21 protein-coding genes are annotated in these 23268 nt (G+C 67.2%); 3 read left to right on the forward strand and 18 right to left on the reverse strand.

Going from position 1 to position 23268, the window contains the following annotated elements; translation table 11 throughout:
- Positions 1–8: 8 nt before the first annotated feature.
- From AAE021_RS09545 to dapA, 3 genes are all read right to left on the reverse strand, one after another.
- On the reverse strand, positions 9–2945 hold the full coding sequence (locus tag AAE021_RS09545) for a DNA translocase FtsK (protein ID WP_342022108.1): 2937 nt from the start codon (positions 2943–2945) through the stop codon (positions 9–11).
- A 123-nt stretch (positions 2946–3068) separates the two neighbouring features.
- Positions 3069–4760, reverse strand: a complete 1692-nt coding sequence (locus tag AAE021_RS09550; protein ID WP_342022109.1) for a ribonuclease J — start codon at positions 4758–4760, stop codon at positions 3069–3071.
- Between the two features lie 6 nt (positions 4761–4766).
- Positions 4767–5699: a 4-hydroxy-tetrahydrodipicolinate synthase gene (dapA, locus tag AAE021_RS09555; protein ID WP_342022110.1), complete on the reverse strand. Its 933-nt coding sequence runs from the start codon at positions 5697–5699 to the stop codon at positions 4767–4769.
- Between the two features lie 108 nt (positions 5700–5807).
- Here dapA and AAE021_RS09560 point away from each other — a divergent pair, with 108 nt between their 5' ends.
- Positions 5808–6974: a heparan-alpha-glucosaminide N-acetyltransferase domain-containing protein gene (locus AAE021_RS09560; protein WP_342022111.1), complete on the forward strand. Its 1167-nt coding sequence runs from the start codon at positions 5808–5810 to the stop codon at positions 6972–6974.
- 343 nt (positions 6975–7317) lie between these two features.
- Here the strand turns inward: AAE021_RS09560 and AAE021_RS09565 are convergent, their stop codons facing one another.
- From AAE021_RS09565 to modA, 10 genes are all read right to left on the reverse strand, one after another.
- Positions 7318–7788 (reverse strand): hypothetical protein, encoded by a 471-nt coding sequence (locus AAE021_RS09565; protein WP_342022112.1) that lies wholly within the window; start codon positions 7786–7788, stop codon positions 7318–7320.
- A gap of 8 nt (positions 7789–7796) precedes the next feature.
- Complete coding sequence (dapB, locus tag AAE021_RS09570) at positions 7797–8555, reverse strand: 4-hydroxy-tetrahydrodipicolinate reductase (protein WP_342022113.1); 759 nt, start codon at positions 8553–8555, stop codon at positions 7797–7799.
- Between the two features lie 16 nt (positions 8556–8571).
- Positions 8572–9042, reverse strand: coding sequence for a molybdenum cofactor biosynthesis protein MoaE (locus AAE021_RS09575; protein WP_342022114.1), 471 nt, complete (start codon positions 9040–9042; stop codon positions 8572–8574).
- Positions 9032–9541: a MogA/MoaB family molybdenum cofactor biosynthesis protein gene (locus tag AAE021_RS09580; RefSeq protein WP_342022115.1), complete on the reverse strand. Its 510-nt coding sequence runs from the start codon at positions 9539–9541 to the stop codon at positions 9032–9034. The genes AAE021_RS09575 and AAE021_RS09580 overlap by 11 nt, the downstream gene beginning before the upstream one ends.
- Complete coding sequence (moaC, locus tag AAE021_RS09585; protein ID WP_342022116.1) at positions 9538–10026, reverse strand: cyclic pyranopterin monophosphate synthase MoaC; 489 nt, start codon at positions 10024–10026, stop codon at positions 9538–9540. The genes AAE021_RS09580 and moaC overlap by 4 nt, the downstream gene beginning before the upstream one ends.
- A gap of 25 nt (positions 10027–10051) precedes the next feature.
- Positions 10052–11323 (reverse strand): gephyrin-like molybdotransferase Glp, encoded by a 1272-nt coding sequence (gene glp / locus AAE021_RS09590; protein WP_342022117.1) that lies wholly within the window; start codon positions 11321–11323, stop codon positions 10052–10054.
- Positions 11320–12129, reverse strand: a complete 810-nt coding sequence (locus AAE021_RS09595) for a tyrosine-protein phosphatase (protein ID WP_342022118.1) — start codon at positions 12127–12129, stop codon at positions 11320–11322. Before AAE021_RS09595 ends, glp begins: the two co-directional genes overlap by 4 nt.
- A 9-nt stretch (positions 12130–12138) precedes the next feature.
- A complete protein-coding gene (locus tag AAE021_RS09600; RefSeq protein WP_342022119.1) occupies positions 12139–13677 on the reverse strand; it encodes a molybdopterin-dependent oxidoreductase in 1539 nt (512 codons plus the stop codon).
- Positions 13678–13726: 49 nt separating this feature from the next.
- A complete protein-coding gene (locus AAE021_RS09605) occupies positions 13727–14527 on the reverse strand; it encodes a molybdate ABC transporter permease subunit (RefSeq protein WP_342022120.1) in 801 nt (266 codons plus the stop codon).
- A gap of 70 nt (positions 14528–14597) precedes the next feature.
- Positions 14598–15389, reverse strand: a complete 792-nt coding sequence (gene modA, locus AAE021_RS09610; RefSeq protein WP_342022121.1) for a molybdate ABC transporter substrate-binding protein — start codon at positions 15387–15389, stop codon at positions 14598–14600.
- Positions 15390–15427: 38 nt separating this feature from the next.
- On the opposite strand from modA, the gene moaA reads away from it, so the two are divergent.
- Together moaA and AAE021_RS09620 are read left to right on the forward strand one after the other, a co-directional pair.
- A complete protein-coding gene (moaA, locus tag AAE021_RS09615) occupies positions 15428–16621 on the forward strand; it encodes a GTP 3',8-cyclase MoaA (protein ID WP_425362382.1) in 1194 nt (397 codons plus the stop codon).
- Positions 16622–16903 carry a MoaD/ThiS family protein gene (locus AAE021_RS09620; RefSeq protein ID WP_342022123.1) on the forward strand — a complete coding sequence of 94 codons (282 nt, stop codon included), beginning with the start codon at positions 16622–16624 and terminating at the stop codon, positions 16901–16903.
- Between the two features lie 120 nt (positions 16904–17023).
- On the opposite strand, the gene AAE021_RS09625 is transcribed toward AAE021_RS09620, so the two are convergent.
- The 5 genes from AAE021_RS09625 to AAE021_RS09645 all read right to left on the reverse strand — a co-directional run bounded on the left by AAE021_RS09625 (position 17024) and on the right by AAE021_RS09645 (position 23226).
- Positions 17024–18421 (reverse strand): M16 family metallopeptidase, encoded by a 1398-nt coding sequence (locus AAE021_RS09625; protein WP_425362383.1) that lies wholly within the window; start codon positions 18419–18421, stop codon positions 17024–17026.
- Positions 18422–20647 (reverse strand): polyribonucleotide nucleotidyltransferase, encoded by a 2226-nt coding sequence (locus AAE021_RS09630; RefSeq protein ID WP_342022125.1) that lies wholly within the window; start codon positions 20645–20647, stop codon positions 18422–18424.
- Between the two features lie 316 nt (positions 20648–20963).
- On the reverse strand, positions 20964–21233 hold the full coding sequence (gene rpsO / locus AAE021_RS09635) for a 30S ribosomal protein S15 (protein WP_104055387.1): 270 nt from the start codon (positions 21231–21233) through the stop codon (positions 20964–20966).
- A gap of 134 nt (positions 21234–21367) precedes the next feature.
- Positions 21368–22357, reverse strand: coding sequence for a bifunctional riboflavin kinase/FAD synthetase (locus AAE021_RS09640; protein ID WP_342022126.1), 990 nt, complete (start codon positions 22355–22357; stop codon positions 21368–21370).
- A 119-nt stretch (positions 22358–22476) separates the two neighbouring features.
- Positions 22477–23226: a DUF4345 domain-containing protein gene (locus AAE021_RS09645; protein WP_342022127.1), complete on the reverse strand. Its 750-nt coding sequence runs from the start codon at positions 23224–23226 to the stop codon at positions 22477–22479.
- Positions 23227–23268: the final 42 nt, after the last annotated feature.

The raw sequence follows: 23268 nt of genomic DNA on the forward strand, positions 1-23268 counted from the left end.
AGCTGGATTCAGCGTCCGGTTAGATTCCAGGCGTCCTCGGAACCGTCTTCATCACCCTCGGCATCGCCGTCGTAATACTCGGTGGCCTGCTTGCGGCTCTCCAGGTCCTGCGCCACGAGGTCCACCGGGCCCTCCGGCTCAAACCCGTGGTTGACGTTGGCGTTCTCCGCCAGCGCCGCCGTCTCAGCGGCACCGGGACCGTTGGCTGCTTCTCCCCCGCTGATCGCGGCCAGCGTGGCGGCCAGATCGTCAGGCTTTACCATCACGTCGCGGGCCTTGGAGCCTTCGGACGGCCCGACGACGCCGCGGGATTCCAGCAGGTCCATCAGGCGGCCCGCCTTGGCGAAGCCGACGCGCAGCTTGCGCTGGAGCATGGACGTGGAACCGAACTGCGTGGTGACCACGAGTTCGGTGGCCTGCAGCAGCAGGTCCATGTCGTCGCCAATGTCGTCTTCGATCTGCTTTTTGGGTGCGGTGACCGTCACGTCGTCGCGGTACACGGCTCCGAGCTGGCCCTTGACGTGCTCCACCACGCGGTGGATTTCGGACTCGGTGACCCAGGCGCCCTGGACGCGGATGGGTTTGTTGGCGCCCATCGGCAGGAACAGGGCGTCACCCTGGCCGAGCAGCTTTTCGGCGCCTGGCTGGTCCAGGACCACGCGTGAGTCGGTGACCGAGGAGGTTGCGAAGGCCATGCGCGAGGGCACGTTGGCCTTGATCAGGCCGGTGACCACGTCAACGGAGGGCCGCTGGGTGGCCAGGACCAGGTGGATGCCGGCGGCGCGTGCCAGCTGGGTGATGCGCACGATGGAGTCTTCGACGTCGCGCGGGGCGACCATCATGAGGTCGGCGAGCTCGTCCACGATCACCAGCAGGTACGGGTAGGCGCGGACAACGCGCTTGGAGCCGGCCGGCGGGATGACCTTGCCGAGCTTGACGGCCTTGTTGAAGTCATCGATGTGCTTGAACCCGAAGTTGGCCAGGTCGTCGTAGCGGGTGTCCATCTCCCGGACCACCCACTGCAGCGCTTCGGCGGCCTTTTTCGGGTTGGTGATGATCGGGGTGATCAGGTGCGGGACGCCCTCATAGGCGGTCAGTTCCACGCGCTTGGGGTCCACCATGACCATCCGCACCTCGTCCGGCGTGGACCGCATCAGGATGGAGGTGATCATGGAGTTCACGAAGGAGGACTTACCCGCGCCGGTGGCGCCGGCCACCAAGAGGTGGGGCATCTTGGCCAGGTTGGCCACCACGAAGCCGCCCTCGACGTCCTTGCCCACGCCCATAACCATGGGGTGTTCAGTCTTGCGGGCGGCGTTGGAGCGCAGGACATCGCCCAGGGCAACAACTTCCTTGTCCGCGTTCGGGATTTCGATGCCGATGGCGCTCTTGCCCGGGATCGGCGAAAGGATGCGCACGTCAGAGGACGCAACAGCGTAGGAAATGTTCTTGGACAGGGCGGTGACGCGCTCCACCTTGGTGCCCGGGGACAGCTCAATCTCGTAACGCGTGACCGTGGGGCCGCGGCTGAAACCGGTGACGTGCGCTTCAACCTTGAACTGGTCCAGCGTGTTGGTCAGGGCGTCGACGACGGCGTCGTTGGCTTCGGAGCGCTCCTTGGCCGGCGGACCGGCGGGCAGGAACTCGGACGGCGGCAGCGTGTACGTGACGTCGCCGGACAGCTGCAGCTGCTCCGTGCGCTGCGGAATGGGCGTGGCCGGGGTGAGGTTCCGGACCGTGCGTGCGGGAACCGGCGGCACCGCGGGTACTGCGGGCAGTCCGGCGGGCGGTGTTGCATCCGACACCGACAGGCCGGCTTCCGGAACCATGCTGATGGCCTCGGTGGGCGGCTCGGCGCCGTCGAATCCCCCGGCCGGAAGGCCCTGGGCGCGCCGGATCTTCTGGGTGGCCAGTTCGGACCGGGTGGGCCGGCGCACGCCCGGCGGGATGGCCGGTTCGGCCGCCGCCGCGGCAACGGCCTCTTCGTCTTCATCGGCCAGGACGGCGCGTTCAAAGGCTTCGTCACCGGCGAACCCCTCGGCCGCGGGATCTTCTTCGGCGTCGGTGTTGCGGCCGAACATCCGCGACTTCTTCTTCGGCGCTTTCGGTGCTTTTGCCGGCCGCATGTCGCGCTCGTACAGGTAGCTTTGGTCGTGCGCCTCGGGGTCGTCCGGAGCGAGGTCCTGGCCCATGAGGTGCTCATAGAGGCCGCGCAGGCGCAGCGGGATGTGCCGGAACGGAGTGGCCGTAATGATCAGCAGGCCCAGGAAGATCAGGAATCCCAGCAGGATGGCCACGGGCCAGGTGGTCAGCGCTGCGGACAGCGGACCGGCCACCAGGAAGCCCACGATCCCGCCGGAGGCCCACAGCCGGTCAAATCCGTCCGACAGGGCCGGGGAACCGCCCACAATATGGGTGATGCCCGAACCGGCGAACAGCACCAACACCAGGCCAATGCTGATGCGGCTGTTGGCGTGGTGGCGTTCGGGGTAGCGGAAGAGGCGAACCGAGCCGGTGAGGAGCATGAACGGCACGACGACGGCCATCCAGCCGAAGGTGCCCGCCGCGCCCGCATGGATGATGTCGGCCACCGGTCCCCGCAGCGCCCACCACTCGACCGTGGCCACGGCCAGTGCGGTGAGAATGAGGAAAAACCCGGTTCCGTCGCGGCGGACGTCACGGTCGGGAACGACGTCGGCGCCGAGTTTCCGGACGCCGGCACCGGCAAGCCTGGCCATCCCCATCCATGCACCCTGGATCGCCCGCAGCGGCAGCGGCACCTGCTCGGCGTCGGCCTGGGCCTTGGCGGCGGCACCCGTGCGGCCGGTCGCTTTGCCCCGCGGCTGGGTTTTTCCGGAGGATTTTCCTGAGGTGCCCCCGGTGTTCCGGCTGGTGCTCCGGCCGGAAGCAGCGCCGCGTGCGGCAGGGGAAGTACGAGTGGCCATAGGCTCCACGGTACCCGATGGGGCCGGCCAAGCCGCGGATTTACGCGTCTGCCCGGCCCCGGGATACCTGTGCTGTTGTCACCGCACGGTGCTGGCGTGGGCGCAGCGGTCCGGAGTGCGGGCCTAGGCTTCCAGGACCACCGGTACGATCATCGGCCGGCGGCGCAGGCGGCGGTTGACCCAGGTGCCCACCACCCGGCGTACCACCTGCTGCAGCTGGTACGTGGTGTGGTCCTTGTTGGAGGTGACCGCTTCTTCCAGGGCCTTGCTGATCTTGGGCTTGATCTCGTCAAAAACGGCGTCGTCCTCGGCAAAGCCGCGGGCATGGATTTCCGGGCCGGAGACGATCGTTCCGGTGCTGCGGTTGACCACGGTGATGACCGAGATGAAGCCTTCCTCGCCGAGGATGACACGGTCCTTGAGGTCGGTGTCGGTGATCTCTCCGACGCTGGATCCGTCAACGTAGACGAAGCCGCATTCCACGGCGCCCACCACCCGGGCCTTGCCGTCGCGCAGGTCCACCACAGTGCCGTCGTCGGCCAGGATGATGTTCTGCGCGGGGACGCCGGTGGCCTCGGCGAGCTTGCCGTTGGCGATGAGGTGGCGGGTTTCACCGTGCACCGGCATCGCGTTTTTGGGCTGCAGGATGTTGTAGGTGTACAGCAGTTCCCCGGCCGAGGCGTGGCCCGAGACGTGGATCTTGGCGTTGCCCTTGTGGACCACGTCCGCGCCGAGCTTCATCAGCCCGTTGATCACCCGGAAGACGGCGTTTTCGTTGCCGGGAATCAGCGATGACGCCAGGATCACCGTGTCACCGCGCCCGATGCGGATCCGGTGGTCGCCGTTGGCCATGCGCGAGAGTGCGGCCATCGGCTCGCCCTGGGACCCGGTGGACATCAGCACCAGCTGGTCATCGGGCATGTCGTCCACGTTTTTCAGGTCCACGAGGATTCCGGCGGGGACATTCAGGTAGCCCAGCTTCTCGGCAATGGCCATGTTGCGCACCATCGACCGGCCCACAAAGCACACCTTGCGGTTGTGTGCCGCCGCGGCGTCGAGCACCTGCTGCACGCGGTGGATGTGGGAGGAGAAGGAAGCCACGATGATGCGCTTGCGCACCTTGCCGAACAGGGCCTCCAGCACCGGGCCGATTTCCCGCTCAGCCGTGGTGAAACCCGGGACGTCGGCGTTGGTGGAGTCAGCCATGTACAGGTCCACGCCCTCTTCGCCCAGCCGGGCGAAGGCGCGCAGGTCAGTGATGCGCCCGTCCAGGGGCAGCTGGTCCATCTTGAAGTCGCCGGTGTGGAGCACGGTGCCGCCGGCGGTCCGGATGAACACGGCCAGGGCATCCGGAATGGAGTGGTTCACGGCCACGAACTCGCACTCGAACGGACCGAACTGTTCGATCTGGCCTTCGGTCACCGTGAGTGTGAAGGGCTTGATCCGGTGTTCCTGGAGCTTGGCCTCGATCAGGGCCAGCGTGAGCTGGGAACCGATCAGCGGGATGTCGTGCTTCAGGCGCAGCAGGTACGGGACGGCACCAATGTGGTCCTCGTGGCCGTGTGTGAGCACCACGCCCACGACGTCGTCGAGCCGGTCTTCAATGTAGGAGAAGTCGGGCAGGATCAGGTCCACACCCGGCTGGGTCTCCTCCGGGAACAGGACACCGCAGTCCACGATCAGCAGCTTGCCGTTGATTTCGAACACGGCCATGTTCCGGCCGATCTCGCCGAGGCCGCCGAGGGGAACGATCCTCAGCGTGCCCTCTTCCAGGGCCGGCGGTGTGCTGATTCTCGTCACTGCGGTTTCAGTCATCGTGCGTTACGCCTTGCCTTCCGAAAAGTCCCGGGAAAAGTCCCATCCCGCCTCGGCCAGGTCCGTCAGCACGGTTTCCATTTCGACGGCGTCGGGCGCCACCAGCGGCAGCCGGACACCGGCGTTGGGGATGGTGCCCTGCAGCTTCAGGATCTGCTTGGCGGAGACGGCTCCGGGGATGTGCGTCATGACGGCCCGCACCACGGGATCGAGTTCAAAGTGGATCCGCCGGGCGGTGGCGAAGTCCCCCGCGGCTGCGGCGTCCACCAGGGCGCGGAACTGCGCCGTGGCCACGTGGGCCGAAACGCTGACGACGCCAACTGCTCCGGCTGCCATCCACGGCAGGGTCAGGCCGTCGTCGCCGGCGTAAACGTCAAGGGTGGTGTTGGCAATAACCCGGGTCACGGCGGCGAAGTCGGCTTTGGCGTCCTTCAGGGCCATGACGGCCGGAATGTTGGCCAGGCGGACCATTGTGTCGGTGGAGATGGCAATGCCGGCGCGGCCGGGGATGTCATAGATCATGATTGGCAGGTCGGTGGCGGCGGCCACGGCTTCGAAGTGCGCGACGACGCCGGCCTGCGTGGGCTTGTTGTAATACGGCGTCACGACCAGCTGCGCATCGGCACCGGCGCGCAGTGCACGGCGGGCCATTTCCACCGAATGGGAGGTGTGGTTGGTGCCGGTGCCGGCAATGACCTTGGCGCGGCCGCCGACGGTTTCAGCGACAACGCGGAACAGGTCTTCCTTTTCGCTGTCCTCCAGGGTGGAGGTTTCTCCCGTGGTTCCGGACACCACCAGCCCGTCGCAGCCGTCTTCGACGAGCTTGTTGGCGAGTTTTGCCGTGGCGTCAAAGTCCACGGCTCCGTCCTCGGTGAACGGTGTCACCATGGCGGTGACGAGGGTTCCAAACGGAAGTGCACGAATATCAGAGTCAGCCATGGATAAAACGTTACCCGCTCAGCGTGCCGTTGGGACAACAGGGCGGCTTCACCGGGTGCACGGAAAGGCGCGAAGCACCTGCGGCGTGTGCTGTGAGACGATCGGTTCATGATCGGACGGCGGCTTACGGGCATCGATGCGGCCCGGGGCATAGCCCTTCTGGGCATGATGGCAACCCACATCTTTCCCCTGTATGACGAGCAGACCGGAGACGCCACCTGGACGGGGCTGGTGTTTTCGGGGCGTTCCTCTGCCCTTTTCGCTGTGGTGGCGGGAATCGGCCTGGCGCTGCTCACCGGCGGCAGCCAGCCCCGGACCGGACGGGCACTGTCCGCGGACCGGCGCGGAATCGCCGTGCGGGCCCTGATTATCGCCCTGGTCGGTTTGACGCTGGGCGGACTGGATACGTCCATCGCCATCATCCTGTTCCACTACGGCATCCTGTTCCTGCTGGCCCTGCCCTTTGTCGGCATGGGCCTGCCCCGGCTCGCCGTCTGGGCCGGCGCCTGGCTGCTGCTCTCCCCCGTCCTGGCCTATCTGATCCGCCCGTGGCTGGCGGCCGCCGTCGAACCCTCGACCCTTGACTCGAACGTCAGCTGGGAGTCCTTCCTGGAACCGGGGACTTTGTTCGCGGATGTCCTGTTCACCGGTTTTTATCCGGCGGTGCAGTGGCTGAGCTACCTGTTGATCGGGCTGGTGATTGGACGGCTCCGGCTTGCCGAGCTGCCGGTGCAGGTGGGGCTCGTTGCCGCCGGGATTGTGGCCGCCGCCGGAGCCAAATTCCTGAGCTACTACCTGCTGGTGGACCGGGGCGGTTTTGAGGCCCTGCTGGAAACCAACTCCGGGCGCATCTGGCCCCTGGCCCGGATGATGGAGGTCAACCTTGCCGGCGTGGAGCAGACGGGCTCCTGGTGGTGGCTGGCCGTCAGCGGACCGCACTCAGGGACCCCGCTGGATCTGCTGCACACCGCCGGCACCGCGGCCGCCGTCGTCGGCGTTTGCCTGCTGCTCACGAGGGCCCAGCCAAACCTGCTGCTTCCACTCTCGGCCGCCGGAGCCATGACCCTGACCCTGTACAGCGTCCATGTGTGGGTCATGTCCGTCACGGATGCCCAGCCGGTGCCGCCGGAGCCGGTGTGGCTGTTTTGGATCTCGGCGGTGGTGGCCGCCGGCATCGGGATTGCCTTCACCCGGCTCGGCTCGCGCGGCCCGCTGGAGATGGTCACGCACGGTGCATCACAGCTGGCCCGGCACGGGTCCCTCAGCGGCAAGTAGGCGCGCAGGAGTGGTGCCGGCCCCGCGAAATGCCTGCCGGGCCGGGCCGTTTGCTGCTCGAAATCCTTAGTGCTCAAAACCGTCTGTCCGCGATCCTTCGTGCAGATAACGGGCCTTCAAAAGATCTCTCGTGCAGATAACGGGACCAAACCGGCCGGATTCGGCGTTTTGAGCCCCTGATCTGCACGAAGGAATTCCGGAAAGCCCCACATCTGCACGAAGGATCCGTCACGGCCGGCGCCGCGGCACAGGCCCCAGCCCGCGCCGGTGTTTGCCTGCGTTGTGGGATTCTGTGGCTCCGGGCCCAGGGTTCCGCGGCCGGGGCTCCGGGTTGGCTCGTGGGCTAGGGGGTGAAGAGCTTGCCCGCGCGGCGCATGGCGGAGCGGGCACGCTTGCGGTCCCCGGCGGCGTCGTACGCACAGGACAGCCGGAACCAGGCCCGCCAGGACTGGGGTTCAGCCTCAACCTCCGCCTGGTACTGGGGGAATTCGGCGTCGGCCGCTTCCCGGATAATCCGTCCGGCGGGAGTGCGCGGCAGGTTGTCCACCGGCAGGCCGCCCTCGTCGGCGAGGATGTGCGCCATCTTCTCGGTCCGTCCGCCGAACTGCAGCTCCCGGACCAGTGCCCAGGCGCCCACGATCGGCAGCACCAGATACGCCGCACCGAGGCCGAGGGTCGTGGCACTGAGCTCGCCGGCGCTCAGCAGCGTCAAGCCGCGAAGAACGACCACCACCATGTAGAACACCAGCAGCAGAGTGATCAGCAGGACGCCGATCTTGGCCTTGTTACGGAAAAGCCCGGTAAAAAAAGACAACGTGTTCCTTAGGCGTTCAGGTTGAGGTAGCCGTCGAGTCCGACGGTCAGGCCCGGATGGGCGGCGGCTTCGCGCAGGCCCAGCAGGACGCCGGGCATGAAGGATGCCCGGTCAAACGAATCGTGGCGGATGGTCAGCTGCTCGCCGGCACCGCCGAACAACACTTCCTGATGCGCCACCAGTCCGCGCAGGCGCACGGAGTGGACGCGGACGCCGTCAATGTCGGCGCCGCGGGCCCCGGGAACTTCCTTGGTGGTGGCATCCGGGGAGGGTGCAACGCCGGCTTCCGCACGGGCATCGGCAATCAGCTGGGCGGTGCGCACGGCAGTTCCCGAAGGGGCGTCGATCTTGTCCGGATGGTGCAGCTCAATGACCTCCACCGATTCGAAGTACCGGGCAGCCTTCGCGGCAAACGCCGAGGCCAGCACGGAACCGAGCGCGAAGTTCGGCGCAATCAGCACGGCGGTCCCGGGATGCTCTTCGAGCAGGGCGCCGAGGCGTTCCAGCCGCTCCGCGTCCCAGCCGGTGGTGCCGACGACGGCGTGCATCCCGTGCTCGACGGCGAACCGGACGTTGGCTTCGGTGCTGTCCGGAACGGTCAGGTCCACCACGTACTGCGCACCGGCGGAAACGAGCGTTTCCAGCGAATCCCCGCGGCCCAGGGCAGCCACCAGTTTCAGGTCCGGTGCCGCTTCCACGGCTTTAACGGCTTCGGATCCCATGCGGCCGCCGGCCCCGAGGACCGCCACGGCGAGTTGCTCAGTCATACCCCCAGATTACCGGTCACTGCGGGGCGTCGCTGACACCCACCCACTCGGACGTGCCGTCGTTGAAGCCCTGTTCCTTCCAGATGGGCACCCGTGCCTTGACGGTGTCCACCAGTTCGGAGCAGGCGGCAAAGGCGACGCCGCGGTGCGCGGCACCCACGGCCGCCACCAGGGCGGCGTCCCCGATCTCCAGCGGCCCGGTGCGGTGCCCCACCCAGATCCGCACGCCGTCGTGTGCCGCGGCAATATCCGCCGCCACCTCGGCGATGACCTGCTCAGCTGAGGGGTGTGCGCTGTAGGAAAGGCTCGCAACGCCGCGGCCGCCGTCGTGGTTGCGGACGATTCCGCTGAAACCCACCACCGCCCCGCACTCCGGCGACCATGCGGCGTCGTGCGCGTGCTCGGCGTTCAGCGGCAGATCCGAGACCGTCGCATTGACGACTTCGGAGGCCGCGGCGCCTCCGGGCGCGCTCTGCTCAATGTCCATGGTGTCCCTCCAGTTGTCCGCAGATGTGCCCGATGATTGGTTCCAGCACCGCAAGCCCGTCAGCCACGGCACCGGGTGATCCGGGAAGGTTCACGATAAAGGTGCGCCCGACCGTGCCGGCGTAGCCGCGGCTGATGGCGGCCATCGGCGTTTTGGTCCGGCCGTCGGCCCGCAGCGCCTCCATGATGCCCGGAACCTCGCGCTCCAGCAGCGGAAGTGTCTGCTCGGGGGTGTGGTCATCCGGGCTCAGGCCCGTGCCGCCACTGGTGAGGATGACCGCCGGTTCAAGCGCAAGCATGCGGCGCAGCGACTCCCCCACGCCGTCGCCGTCGGGCACCACCTCGGCCAGCACGACGTCGAAGCCCAGGGCATAGAGCCAGTCCGACGCCAGCGGACCGCACTCGTCCTCGTATTCACCGCGCGCGGCACGTGTGGAGGCGATCAGGACGCCCGCCGTGCGGCGTGGCGGCTGCTGCGGCGCTGCGGGTCCGGCCGTCACAGGGACCAGTCTCCGCTTTTTCCGCCGGACTTGGCGAGCACCCGGATGTCCGTGATGGACGCGTGCTTGTCCACTGCCTTGATCATGTCGTACAGCGTCAGTGCCGCCACGGACGCCGCAGTCAGGGCTTCCATCTCCACGCCGGTCAGGGCCTTGGTTTTTGCGGTGGCCAGGATGACGACGTCGGTCTCCCCCGGTTCAAAGTCCACGGTCACCTTGGTCAACGGCAGCGGATGGCACAGCGGAATCAGGGTGGACGTCTGCTTGGCGCCCATGATGCCGGCAACGCGGGATACCGCCAGCGCGTCACCCTTGGGCAGGCCGCCCTCGGAGACCAGCTTCACGACTTCGGCAGTGGTCCGCAGCCGGGCCGTGGCTGTGGCGATGCGGGTGGTTTCGGTCTTGGCGGAAACATCCACCATGTGGGCGGAGCCGTCTTCGCGGACGTGGGTGAGCCCGGGCTGCTGCCCGTCGGTGCCGGTCATGAAAAGACTCCTTGCGAGAATGCGGTTAGTTCAAAAGCCATACTGTCACTTCCGCGCCGGCCGGCAGCGTCTGCACTCCGGCGGGAATGTGGACCAGGGCGTTGGAGGACGCCAATGCGTGGACCAGATGCGAGCTTGGACCACCGACCAGCTCCACTCGGCCCGCCGTCCCCGGCTCGGTGGGGGCCGTGTAGCGGCCCCGCCGCACCTGGTGCTTGGCGGCAGGGCTCTGTGCTTCAGCGGTCAGCACTGCCGCCAGCTCCGGGCGCGGTGCAGGCAGGCCGGTCACGGCGCCGAGGGCCGGGCGCAGGAACACCTCGAAGGAGACCACTGAGCTCACCGGATTACCCGGAAAGCCAAGGAAGGGAATACCGTCAACGGACCCGATCGCCTGGGGGCCTCCGGGCTGCATGGCAACGGGGAGGAACTGCACGCCCTCCCCCGTCAGGGCCAGCCGGACCACCTCGTAGGCGCCCATGCTGATGCCGCCGGAGGTGAGGACCAGATCAACGGGATGGCGTGCCAGGTCCTCACGGAGCTGGGCCAGGAAACGGTCCGGGGAATCCGCCAGGATGCGGGTCCGCACCACTTCGGCGCCGGCTTCGTGCAGGCTGACGGCCAGCAGCGTGGAGTTGGCATCATGGATCTGTCCCGGCGCCAGCGCATGCCCCGGTTCCACCACCTCGTCACCGGTGCTGAGCAGCAATACCCGGAACAGAGCACGGACCTGCACGGCCGGGATGCCCAGCGCGGCCAGCAGGCCCAGCTGCAGTGCGCCCAGCCGCGTTCCGGCCGGCAGGGCCACCGATCCGGCGCGGATATCGCTGCCGGCGGCCCGAATGTAGTCTCCGGGCAGCGTGCCGGAGGGGAGGCTGACCGTGGCCCCGGGCCGGTCCCGGTCCGCGAAGAACGTATCCGGGACCGCACGTTCAATGGGTACGACGGCGTCGGCACCGGCCGGCAGCATGGCGCCGGTCATGATCGGAGCGGCGGTTCCCGGAGCCAGGGCAGGAGCCGCTATGCCGGCGGGAATCGGTTCGCTGATCGCCAGCGGAACGGTCTGCCCCGTGGCGGAGGCCAGGTCAGCCGTCCGGACGGCATACCCGTCCATCTGGGAATTATCGAAGGGCGGAAGGCTGCCGGGTGCCCGGACATCAGCGGCCAGGATCCGCCCTGCCGCCGACACGAGGTCCACAGTGTCCGTGCCTTGCGGGGCGGCGGCCAGGCGGCCTTCCAGCAGCCGAAGCACTGCGCCGCGGTGTTCTTCGACCGTCCGGGTCGCTGCCCTGCGGATCACTGCTGCCCCCGTAGCCGCCGGCGCAGCATCGCCAGCTCAGCTTCCGTCAGACCGCTTGAGAGGAGGTAGCCGGCAGCGTCCCCATGGTGTTCGTGGATCCACTCAAGCGCCCGGTTGATGGCCGCTTCGGGGGCACCGGTCACCAAAGCCACCACATCATCCGTCAGGGGAACGCCCAGATCCTTGATCATGCCGAGCATCCGGTCGGCCCATTCCCCGGACAGGTTGGCCTCGCTTTTCCGGTAGTCCGCCGTTACGGCGTCCGCTTCCACGCCGGCGGCGCTGAGGATCAGTGCCACCGCCACTCCGGTCCGATCCTTGCCCGCGGTGCAGTGCACCAGGACCGCCGAACCTTCATCGGTGCCGGCGACGGCACGGGCGGTTTCAGCAAACACCGTGCTGCCGTCCTGCAGCATTTCGGTGTAGATACCGCCCAGCGTTGGCAGCTGGGCCACAGCGGCCTCCACCGCGCGGGCTGCCGCGCCGGCGTTGCCGGACTGCCGGGCGCGCTGCATCTCTTCCTGGGCTGCTCCGGTGAAGGCACCTTCAAACAGCGGCAGGTTCAACCGGGTGAAGGAGCGTGCCGCGGGCAGCCGGTCCGGTGCCATGCGCTGCTCGGCGGGGGTCCGCAGATCTACGATCACGTCGATCCCCGACTCAGCCAGGCTTGCCAGCCCGCGGGGAGTCAGCGCGCTGATGGCATCTGACCGGTAGAGGACTCCGGGGGCGCTGCGGCCTCCCCCGGCCAGCGGCAGCCCGCCGGTGTCCCGGAAATTTACTGTGCCTTCCAGCGTGGTGATTCTCACAAACCGAGCCTAGCGCGCATTCATCTGAACCGTGTGCAGGCCGGTGGCGCCGTCGGGGACCACCGGGCGCTCGCGTTCGTCCTGCGCCGCTCCCGTCGCATCGATGGCGCGGACGGTGACCTCGTGGTCCCCGGCGCCCAGGTCCAGGACCGCGGACCACTGCACCCAGGTGTCCGCCGAGATTCCGGTGGCCAGGTCCGCGTCCTGCCAGCGGCCGCCGTCGACCCTTACCTGTACGCCGCGGATGCCGGTGTGCTGCGCCCAGGCCATTCCGGCCACGGTCACGGCTCCGGCCTCTACTGACGCGCGGTTGGAGGGTGTGTCGATGCGGGAGGAGAGTTTGATGGGACCGCGTTCAGTCCAGCCCCGTTCGGTCCAGTAGGCCGTCTCATCGCTGAACCGGGTGACCTTCAGTTCGGTGACCCATTTGGTGGCCGAAACATAGCCATACAGGCCCGGCACCACCAGCCGGACCGGAAATCCGTGCTCCAGCGGCAGCGGCTCGCCGTTCATGCCCACCGCCAGCAGCGCATCACGGGAGTCGGTCAGTGCTTCGAGCGGGGTTGATGCCGTCCAGCCGTCGCGGCTGGTGGACAGCACCATGTCGGCGCCGTCCTGGACACCGGCGGCTGCCAGCAGGTCCCGGACCGGCCAGCCCAGCCACTTGGCGTTGCCGATCAGGCTGCCGCCCACTTCATTGGAGACGCAGGCCAGCGTCACATAACTCTCCTGCAGGGGCTTGGCCAGCAGTTCGGCGAAGCTGATCTCAACCTCGCGGTCCACCATGCCCGTCACCTTGAGGCTCCACTGCTCCGAGTTGACCAGCGGAACGCTCAGCGCGGTGTCGATCCGGTAGAAATCGGCAGCCGGTGTCAGCACCGGGTCCAGGCCGCTGATGCCCAGTTCAGCTCCGGCCGGGATGGGCTGTGCAGGGGTTACCGCGGCGGGCAGGACAATGCCGTCCCGCAGTCCCACAGTGGTGATCTGCCCCGCTCGGGAGGTGCCGGCTAGGGCACCCGCCGCCACAGCGACGCCGGCGCCGCCGCCCACCCCCAGCAGCACGTCCCGCCGCCGGGCGCCCATGTCCGCCGGAGCTGCGTCGCCCCACTTGCGGATGCGGTCCACAAAGGCCCGCAGCACCGCTAAGCCCACGGCGGCCGCCACCAGCGGCGGCACCAGGGACAGCAAACTCATCTGTGACCGGGTCAGCACGGCAACCAGTCCGGCCGCCCCGAACAGGGCAACGACGACGGCGCCTGCCGGCGGCCGGCGCAGCTCCAGGATCCCGGCGGCTGCTGCAAGGACAGCGATCACGGCCGCCATGGCGACGAGGAACGCGGCCTTGTCGGCGGTGCCGAACAGGCCGATGGCCCAGTCCTTGACCGGTCCCGGCATGGCGTCGATGACCACCGATCCCACTGCGCTCACCGGCGACAGGGACGGGCTCAGCAGCGCCGCGGAAAGTTCTCCGGCGGCTACGGCCAGTCCCACCGCCACGATTCCCGCCGCGGACGCCCAGAGGGTAAGGAACCGGTTGGTGCCGTTCATGATGCTCGTTTCTGTTGGTGCTGCATGACGTGTTGCTGGTGCGCCTCAGTCAGCGCGGCACCAGCAGCCCCACCCCAAGCCGGGCAAGCGCCAGCAGCACCAGGTACAACGAAATAAGGATCAGGCAGATTCCCAGCGCAATTTCGGGCTGGTTGGAGTTCAGGCTGAGTTCGATCTGCAGGGGCAGGGTCCGGGTGCGTCCTTCGATGCTGCCGGCGAAGGTGATGGTGGCGCCGTACTCCCCCAGGGACCGGGCGAAGGCCAGCAGGGCCCCCACGATGATTCCCGGCAGGGCCAGCGGAATGGTGATGTGGCGCAGGATCGCCGTTGGGCCCGCACCGGAGGTGGCGGCGGCCATTTCCAGGTCATGGTCCACGGCGCGCAGGCTGCTCAGCGACGCCACCACGAAGAAGGGCAGGGAAACAAACACCTGGACTATCAGCACGGCTGCGGGCGAATAGCCCACCCCCAGCCCGGCCGGTTCCAGGAACCGCCCGGCCAGCCCCTGCCGTCCCCAGAAGTACAGCAGCGCAATGCCCGAAACAACCGGAGAAAGCACCAGGGGTATGAGCAGGATGCCGCGCAGCACCTGCATCCAGGGCCCGGCCAGCTTGCTGAACAGCACGGCCAGGGGCAGCCCCAGCACCACGCAGATCAGTGTTGACCCCACGGAGGTTGTCACCGACAGAAGCAGCGCCGTGCGTGCTTCCGGTGCGGTCAGCAGCGCTCCCAGGGAAGCGAAGGGGACGTTCAGCAGCAGGGCCGCCACCGGTCCGGCGCAGAACAGCAGCGCCAGCGATGCCGGGATCCACAGCCAGGCCGGGGTGGTGGCCCGTGCGCCGCGTGTCATGCCCACGGCACGCCCGGCCGCTGACCCGTGGTCCCGCCTCTGCGTTCCCCGCCGCCGGTTCCGCTCCGGCTCATGTTCCCGGTGGCCGGAAGCCCGCGTCACGGAGGATGCCGGCGGCTTCCTCCCCTGCAAGCCACTCGTAGAATCGGACAGCTGCCTCATGCTCTGCTCCCTCCGCGGTCAGGGCCGCGGGGTACTGGTTGGGTTCGGGATCGCTCACTTCAAGATACGTCACCCCTTGCTTCGCAGCCGAGAGCGCATCGGTTTGGTACACCAGCCCGGCGTCCGCCTGCCCGGTCACCACTTTGGTCAGCACCGACCGCACGCTGTCCTCGCGGCTTTCGCCGGAGAGCGCCACACCGGCGGCGTCGAGCACACGCTCCGCCGCGCGTCCGCAGGGTACCGACGGCGCACAGACCGCCGCGCGCGCCGCACCGCCGCCCAGATCAGCCAGCGACGTGATTCCGGCCGGGTTGCCCGGCGCCAGCGCCAGGACCGTGGTGTTCCCGGCCACGACCTGCTCCCGGGAGACCAGCCCCTCCGCCCGCACCGCATCGAGCGCTTCCATGTCGGCGGCGATCACGACGTCGGCCGGCGCGCCGGACAGAAGCTGGCCCGACAACTGGGCGCTGGAGCCCAGATTGGTGCGCAGGTGCCCGCCGCCGTCGTAGGCTTGACTTATGGCTGCCATCACATCCGTGAGGGACGCGGCTGCGAATACCGTAATAACGGGGCTTTCCGAAGCCGCGGAATCACCGTCGGCATCCGGGCCTGAACAGCCGGCAGCCGCAACGAGCAGCAAGATGGACACGGCGGCGGCGGACAGGGCGACAAGGCGCTGACGCCGGCGGATAAAACGCATTGATAGAGCCTAACCGCGAAAGGGCGTAGCCTCGACCCATGGGAATCCAGCTGGGAATGCCGTCCATTGGCGCGCCGCTGATCGGCGGTCCGTCCACGGCGACCGATTCAACCGCCCCTGCGGCCGGCTGCACGCCCGTCGAAACTCCCGCAGCGGAGCCGCCGGCAACGGCCGGAGCGGCTGCGGCTGCCGGGGTGCGGGCCGCCGACGGACTGCTGGACCGCTACGGGCGGCGTGCCACCGATATGCGGCTCTCGCTCACTGACAAGTGCAACCTGCGCTGCACCTACTGCATGCCGGCGGAAGGGCTGGACTGGCTGGCCAAGGACAAGGTGCTGACGGCCGCCGAGATCATCCGGCTCGTGGGAATCGGAGTGAACACCCTCGGCGTGCGCGAACTGCGGCTCACCGGCGGTGAGCCGCTGGTACGGGCGGATCTGGTGGACATCATTGCCGGCATCCGCGCCAACCACCCGGAGCTCCCCATTTCGCTGACCACCAACGCGCTGGGCCTGGATAAAAAGGCCCAAGCGTTGAAGGACGCCGGGCTGAGCCGAATCAACGTCTCGCTGGACTCCCTCCATCCGGACACCTTTGCGCAGCTGACACGGCGCCCGTTCCTTCCCCGCGTGCTGGCCGGGGTTGAGGAAGCCGCCCGGGTGGGCCTGGGGCTGATCAAGATCAACGCCGTCCTGATGCGTGGAATTAACGACGTCGAGTCTCCGGACCTGCTGGAGTGGGCGGTCAGCCACGGCTTTGAACTGCGCTTCATTGAACAGATGCCGCTGGACGCCGACCACGGCTGGACCCGGGACGGCATGATCACCGCTGCGGAAATCCGCAGCAGGCTGGAGCGGGACTTTATCCTCACCCCCGACCCACGGCAGCGCGACGGCGCCCCCGCCGAGCGCTGGGAGGTCCGGCGCCGCTCCGCTCCCGGGATCGTGGCCGGAACCGTGGGGATCATTGCCTCGGTCACCGAACCGTTCTGCACCGACTGCCGGCGCACCCGGATTACAGCGGAGGGAAAAGTGCGCAGCTGCCTCTTTTCCCACGAGGAAACCGATTTGCTGGAGCTGCTCCGCACCCCGGACGCCGGCGACGACGACGTGGCGGCACGCTGGCAGGACGCCATGTGGGGCAAGCCCAAGGCCCACGGAATGGACCATACGGGTCTGGGCGATGCCGACTATGTGCAGCCGGACCGAACCATGAGCGCGATAGGCGGCTAAATGCTGATTCGATATTTTGGCGCCGCGAAGGCTGCCTCGGGTGTGGAGGAAGAGACCTTTTCCGCTGACGGTCCCGATGGCCTTTCCGCCGGTGCGTCCCTGGACGACCTGCTGGAATTCCTGGGTGCCCGCCACTCGGAAGCCCCTGCGGGCACTCCCCCGCTGAAGAGCGTCATCTCCCGCAGCACGTTTCTGGTGAACGGGTACGCGGCGCGCGACCGGTCCCTCACGCTGGATTTCGGGGACGCAGTGGACATCCTGCCGCCCTTCGCCGGCGGCTGAATCGCCCGACCTTTAAAGATCCCGAGATGGCAGAAAGTGCGCCTCCCAAGGCTGGGAAGCGCACTTTCTGTTTCTAGCGCGTCAGTGGTGTCCCGCAGGACGGTGAGAGGGGAAGGAAGGCTAGAAGCCCAGCTCCTCCGCGGACTTGAACGGTCCCACAATCGTGATGGTGCGCGGGGCGGCAGCCAGTTCGGCGGCCAGCGCCTGCACTTCCGCGGCCGTTACGGCACCGATGCGGGCCAGGGACTCATCAATGTCGATGAACTCCCCGCTGACCAGTTCGGCGCGGCCCAGGCGGGACATGCGCGAGCTGGAGTCCTCCAGCGCCATGACCATGCCGCCGGCAATCTGGCCGCGGGCCTTCTTCAGTTCCGCTTCATCCACGCCGTCAGCCGCGAGGCGCTCCAGCTCCGAGCCCATCAGGTCGATGACCTGCCGGGTTTTGGCCGGGGAGCAGCCTGCGTACATGCCGAAGTAGCCGGCATCAGCGTAGGACGCGGAGAAGGAATACGTGGAGTACACCAGGCCGCGTTTTTCGCGGATTTCCTGGAACAGGCGCGAGGACATGCCGCCGCCCAGGATGGTGTTCAGGACGCTCATGGCGAACCGGCGGTCATCGGTGGCCGTCAATGACGGGCAGCCCATGACCACGTTGGCCTGCTCCACCGGCCGGTTGATGACCTGCACACCGGCGGTGCCGGTGATCACTGCGGGTTCGGTGTTGCGGCGCGGGGCCGGTGATGCGTCCTCGGAAAGGTCCCAGCCGGCCTTTTTCAGGGCGTCGAGCACCAGGGCGCAGACCTCGTCGTGCTCCAGGCCGCCGGCAGCGGTGACCACCAGTTCGGTGGGCCGGTAGTAGCGGTGGTAGTGCTCCAGCACGGCTTCGCGCGGAACGCTCATGATGGCTTCGGGAGTGCCGCCGATGGGCCGGCCCAGGGCGTGGTCGCCCAGGACAGCCTCGGCAAACTTCTCGTGGCACAGGTCCGCGGGATCGTCGGCATCCATGGCAATTTCTTCCAGGATGACGTCGCGTTCCTGCTCCAGCTCCTCCGGGTCCAGGACCGCGGAGGTGATCATGTCGGTGATGACGTCAATGGCCATCGGCAGATCGGTGTCCAGCACCCGTGCGTAGTAACAGGTGCTTTCCTTGGCCGTCGCGGCGTTGGACTCGCCGCCAACCTCGTCAAAGGCCAGCGCAATGTCCAGCGCCGTGCGCCGGGTGGTGCCCTTGAACAGCAGGTGCTCAAGGAAGTGGGTGGAGCCGTGCCGGCCCGCGGCTTCATCCCGCGAGCCGACACCAACCCAGAAGCCGATGGTCGCACTCCGCTGGCCGGGCATGGCTTCGGTCAGTACGCGCACTCCGCCGGGAAGGACGGAACGGCGTACGACGGCGCCTCCGGGCGTTCCCATCACGAGGGAGGGATCACCGGGAAGAATGGTCAGCGGAAGGCGGACAACCGTCCCGGATGCCGGAGCATGTCCGGCATCGGGACGGTTTCCATCAGCAATATGTGACATTTACTCTGCGGACTCGGTTTCTGCCGCTTCTTCGCCTTCGGCGTCTTCAGCAACAACCGGAGACAGGGACAGCTTGCCGCGGTCATCGATCTTGGTGATTTCCACCTGGATCTTCTGGCCGACGGAAACTACCTCGTCAACGTTGTCCACGCGCTTGCCACCGGCGAGCTTGCGCAGCTCGGAGATGTGCAGCAGTCCGTCCTTGCCCGGGGTCAGGGAAACGAAGGCACCGAACGTGGTGGTCTTCACAACCGTACCGAGGTAACGCTCGCCGATCTCGGGGACCTGCGGGTTGGCGATCGCGTTGACCGCCGCACGGGCAGCCTCGGCGGAGGTGCCGTCGGTTGCGCCGATGAGGACGGTGCCGTCATCTTCGATGGAGATGTCAGCGCCGGTGTCCTCCTGGATCTGATTGATCATCTTGCCCTTCGGGCCGATGACCTCGCCGATCTTGTCCACGGGGATCTTCACCGAGATGATGCGCGGGGCGAACTCGGAGAGCTCGTCCGGGGTATCGATCGCAGCGTCCATGACACCGAGGATGTGGAGGCGTGCTTCGCGGGCCTGCTTCAGGGCTGCTGCCAGCACCGAAGCGGGGATGCCGTCGAGCTTCGTGTCCAGCTGGATGGCCGTAACGAACTCGGAGGTACCGGCAACCTTGAAGTCCATGTCACCGAAGGCATCTTCGGCGCCGAGGATATCGGTCAGGGCGGCGTAGCGGGTCTCGCCGTCAACCTGGTCGGAGACCAGGCCCATGGCAATACCGGCAACCGGAGCGCGCAGCGGAACACCGGCGTTGAGCATGGACAGCGTCGAGGCGCAGACCGAACCCATCGAGGTGGAACCGTTGGAGCTCAGGGCTTCGGAGACCTGGCGGATGGCGTACGGGAATTCCTCACGCGTCGGCAGCACCGGCATGAGCGCGCGCTCTGCCAGGGCACCGTGACCGATTTCGCGGCGCTTGGGCGAACCCACGCGGCCGGTTTCACCGGTGGAGTACGGCGGGAAGTTGTAGTTGTGCATGTAGCGCTTGCGCGTTACCGGAGACAGCGAGTCAATCTGCTGTTCCATCTTCAGCATGTTCAGCGTGGTGACGCCCAGGATCTGGGTTTCGCCGCGCTCAAAGATGGCCGAACCGTGCACGCGGGGCAGAACCTCAACCTCGGCGGTCAGCTGGCGGATGTCCGTCAGGCCGCGGCCGTCGATGCGGATCTGGTCCTTCAGGATGCGCTGGCGCACAACCTGCTTGGTGACCGAACGGAATGCTGCGGAGATTTCCTTCTCGCGGCCTTCGAACTTCTCGGACAGCGAAGCAACAACTTCGTCCTTGAGCTCGTCGGCTGCAATGTCGCGTTCCTGCTTGTCCGCGATCGAGAAGACCTTGGCCAGCTTGTCAGCGGCTGCGGCTTCCACGGCTTCGTAGACGTCGTCCTGGTAATCCAGGAAGATCGGGAACTCGACGGTCGGCTTGGCGGCGCGTGCTGCCAGGTCGGCCTGAGCCTCGCACAGGGCCTTGATGAACGGCTTGGCCGCTTCGAGGCCTTCTGCAACAACCTCTTCGGTCGGGGCGGTGGCGCCCTCTTCCTTGATGAGGTTCCAGGCGGCGTCGGTGGCTTCGGCTTCCACCATCATGATGGCGACGTCGTCACCGGCAATGCGGCCGGCAACCACCATGGAGAACACGGCGCGCTCCAGCTCGGAGTGCTTCGGGAAGGCAACCCACTGGTCGTCGATCAGGGCAACGCGGACGCCGCCGATCGGACCGGAGAACGGCAGGCCGCTCAGCTGGGTGGACATGGAGGAAGCGTTGATCGCAACGACGTCGTACAGCACGTCGGGGTTGATCGCCAGGACGGTGACCACGATCTGGACCTCGTTGCGCAGGCCCTTGACGAAGGCGGGGCGCAGCGGGCGGTCCATCAGGCGGCAGGCCAGGATGGCTTCGGTGGACGGGCGTCCTTCGCGGCGGAAGAACGAGCCCGGGATGCGGCCAGCGGCGTACATGCGCTCTTCGACGTCGACGGTCAGCGGGAAGAAGTCAAAGCCTTCGCGCGGGGACTTGCCGGCGGACGTTGCCGACAGCAGGACGGTGTCATCGTCGATGTAGACAGTGGCGGCGCCTGCAGCCTGCTGGGCCAGACGGCCGGTTTCAAAGCGGATGACGCGCTGTCCATACTTGCCGTTGTCAATGACGGCTTCTGCGAACTGAATTTCGGGACCCTCCATAGAGAGTCACCTCCGTTTCTTCGTTGGCGGAGGCATCCAGCATCGTCCCAATAAACGCGTGTACCGCTGCAAGGCGGTTCGGTTCAACACCCGGTCTTCGATCGAGGTCCACGGGCACAAACTCCCGGAGACCACTACCGAGGACCGCGAATGCTGCGATGCTGGCTGACTCCTGTTGATGTTTTGCTGTACTGCTGGGTACTGCGGTGCTGCTGGTTACTGCAAAGGCGGGTGCGCTTCCGGTCAGAGCCGGTGTCCATGCCTGCCTGAAAAAGGGCGGCTCCCGCGAAAACGCAGGGGCCACCCTTTCCAAAGACTACTTGCGCAGGCCGAGGCGCTCGATGAGCGCACGGTAGCGGGTGATGTCCGTATCCTTGAGGTACGAAAGCATACGACGACGGCGACCAACCATGGCCATCAGGCCGCGGCGGGTGTGGTGGTCGTGCTTGTGCGTCTTCAGGTGTTCAGTCAAGTCGAGGATGCGGCGCGACAGCACTGCAACCTGAACCTCGGGCGAACCGGTGTCGCCTTCGGCCCGAGCGTATTCCTTGATGATTTCCTGCTTGACTACGGGATCAAGTGCCAATGTAACTCTCCTAGAGTTGTGCCGTGAGGCCCGAGTCAGCACTGCGCTGCCGGGGATCTTGGCGCCGCGGGAACGAATCCCCCAAACGCAAAGAAATTCAGCCGCCACGGACCGCAGCCGAATTTGAATCCAGTTTACCCGTCCGCGCCGCGATCTGTCGAAAGGACGTCCCGGGTGCGCGCCACGTCCAGGCACATCTGCTCGATCAGCGCTTCGGGGCCGGTGTAGGCCACCATGCCGCGGAGCCGTTCCACGAACTCCACGATGATGTGCTGGCCGTAGAGGTTGAAGGCGGTGACCTCCTCGTCCGGGCGGTCGATCACGTGGGCTTCGACCTGCCGGCTGACGCCGTCGAAGGTGGGATTGGAGCCCACCGAGATGGCTGCCGGCCAGCGCGTACCGGCTTCGTCAACGAGCCATCCGGCGTAAATGCCGTCAGCGGGGATCAGGCCCGTGGATTCAGGGGCCAAATTGGCGGTGGGGAATCCCAGTTCACGGCCGCGCGCGGCGCCGTGCACCACTTCGCCGCGCATGCGGTGGGTGCGGCCGAGCAGGCGTGCCGCGGTGCGCACGTCGCCGCTGCGCAGCGCTTCCCGGATCCAGGTCGAGGAACACCGCCGGCCTTCCGGTGCGGACGGCCCGTCGGGCAGTGCGCCGAAGTCCTCCACCGCCTGGACCTCGAAGCCAAGCCGGTTGCCGAGTTCGCGCATGGTCTCCAGGTCACCGGCATTGCCGCGGCCAAACCGCACGTCGTGGCCAATGACGACGGCGCACACCCGCAGTCCCTCCACAAAAACCTTTTGGACAAACTCCTCGGCGGTCATGGAGGCCAGCTGCAGGTCATAGTGCATCATGAGCAACCCGTCCAGACCGGTGGCGGCCAGCGCCTCGCGGCGGTCCAGCGGACCCATGATGAGCTCGGGCGCGGCCTCGGGACGGTGCACCTGGGCCGGATGCGGATCAAAGGAAATGGCCACCGCTGCGGCATCCTTCTCACGGGCCACCTTTACGAGGCGGTCCAGCACGTGCTGGTGCCCCAGGTGCACGCCGTCGAAATTTCCGATTGTCACTACTGTCGGACCAATGCCGGCAGGAACCTCCGCCAGGTCATTCCAGTAGTACACACAGGCTCCTTCAGAAAGGCGGTTCGGTCGCGGCGGTGCCGCGGCTGTTGGTGGGCCGGAACAACGGGGGGCTGAAACCGGACCTAACCATTATTGCCGAAAATGCCGCCGGAAAAGACTCAGCCCTGTGCGCCTGCCGCCGCGGCCCCGTCTGCACGGCCGGCGGAACCCTCGCTGAATTCACGCTTCAGCTCGCTGGTCTTGGCAATAAAGCGGTGCCACACCAGCAGGGCCGGCGGGAAGGCCAGCTCCAGGATCATCAGGATGATCATGGTGTAGTGCGGTGTTCCGCTGAACGCCCAGGAGAGCACGCGGCCGATCCCGCCGAGGAAAACCATCAGGCAGACCAGCCACAGCATGTTGGCCCATTGGAACTTCACCGCAATGGCAATGAACGCCGCACCAACGCCCACCATCATGGCCGAGAAGAAGCGGAACTGGGACTCCAGCGACGGGTTGACCTCTCCCCCGCCGGTGTCCGCAACCCCTGCCGTGCCGGTGGTCAGGTAGTAGATGCCGACGCCGGCAACCAGGATCCCCACCCCGATAACGACCGCGCGGAAAACTCCCCAGTCGTCGCTGCTCTTATACGGCTTGTTCTTAGGCTTGGCCGGCTGACGGCCGCCCTGCCCCTCACCGCTGCCGGCACCGGTGCGCTTTCCGGACTGCGGAACCTGCAGTTTCTCGGTGGGCCTGACGCTCTGGCCGGCAGCGGGAACGGCCGGCTTCCGTCCGGATGTTCCGGCGGCGGGTGCTGAGGCGGGAGAGCCGGCGGCCGGCTGGGACGGCTGTCCGGTGGGGGGCTGCGCGGGTTGCTGCGGACCCGATCCGCCGTGGCGATCGCTGGGTGTTGCTGCCGGGTTGCTCATTTTTCCCCCTGAGGAGTGGAAAACCTGCCGTGTGATGCATTC

The organism is Arthrobacter citreus, from assembly GCF_038405225.1.
Taxonomy (GTDB): Bacteria; Actinomycetota; Actinomycetes; order Actinomycetales; family Micrococcaceae; genus Arthrobacter_B; species Arthrobacter_B citreus_A.

Excerpts from the sequence above, each read along its gene's own strand:
- AAE021_RS09545 (WP_342022108.1), bottom strand. The coding sequence starts at position 2,945 with ATGGCCACTCGTACTTCCCCTGCCGCACGCGGCGCTGCTTCCGGCCGG.
- AAE021_RS09550 (WP_342022109.1), bottom strand. The coding sequence starts at position 4,760 with ATGACTGAAACCGCAGTGACGAGAATCAGCACACCGCCGGCCCTGGAA.
- dapA (WP_342022110.1), bottom strand. The coding sequence starts at position 5,699 with ATGGCTGACTCTGATATTCGTGCACTTCCGTTTGGAACCCTCGTCACC.
- AAE021_RS09560 (WP_342022111.1), top strand. The coding sequence starts at position 5,808 with ATGATCGGACGGCGGCTTACGGGCATCGATGCGGCCCGGGGCATAGCC.
- dapB (WP_342022113.1), bottom strand. The coding sequence starts at position 8,555 with ATGACTGAGCAACTCGCCGTGGCGGTCCTCGGGGCCGGCGGCCGCATG.
- AAE021_RS09575 (WP_342022114.1), bottom strand. The coding sequence starts at position 9,042 with ATGGACATTGAGCAGAGCGCGCCCGGAGGCGCCGCGGCCTCCGAAGTC.
- moaC (WP_342022116.1), bottom strand. The coding sequence starts at position 10,026 with ATGACCGGCACCGACGGGCAGCAGCCCGGGCTCACCCACGTCCGCGAA.
- AAE021_RS09600 (WP_342022119.1), bottom strand. The coding sequence starts at position 13,677 with ATGAACGGCACCAACCGGTTCCTTACCCTCTGGGCGTCCGCGGCGGGA.
- AAE021_RS09605 (WP_342022120.1), bottom strand. The coding sequence starts at position 14,527 with ATGACACGCGGCGCACGGGCCACCACCCCGGCCTGGCTGTGGATCCCG.
- modA (WP_342022121.1), bottom strand. The coding sequence starts at position 15,389 with ATGCGTTTTATCCGCCGGCGTCAGCGCCTTGTCGCCCTGTCCGCCGCC.
- moaA (WP_425362382.1), top strand. The coding sequence starts at position 15,428 with ATGGGAATCCAGCTGGGAATGCCGTCCATTGGCGCGCCGCTGATCGGC.
- AAE021_RS09620 (WP_342022123.1), top strand. The coding sequence starts at position 16,622 with ATGCTGATTCGATATTTTGGCGCCGCGAAGGCTGCCTCGGGTGTGGAG.
- AAE021_RS09625 (WP_425362383.1), bottom strand. The coding sequence starts at position 18,421 with ATGTCACATATTGCTGATGGAAACCGTCCCGATGCCGGACATGCTCCG.
- AAE021_RS09630 (WP_342022125.1), bottom strand. The coding sequence starts at position 20,647 with ATGGAGGGTCCCGAAATTCAGTTCGCAGAAGCCGTCATTGACAACGGC.
- AAE021_RS09645 (WP_342022127.1), bottom strand. The coding sequence starts at position 23,226 with ATGAGCAACCCGGCAGCAACACCCAGCGATCGCCACGGCGGATCGGGT.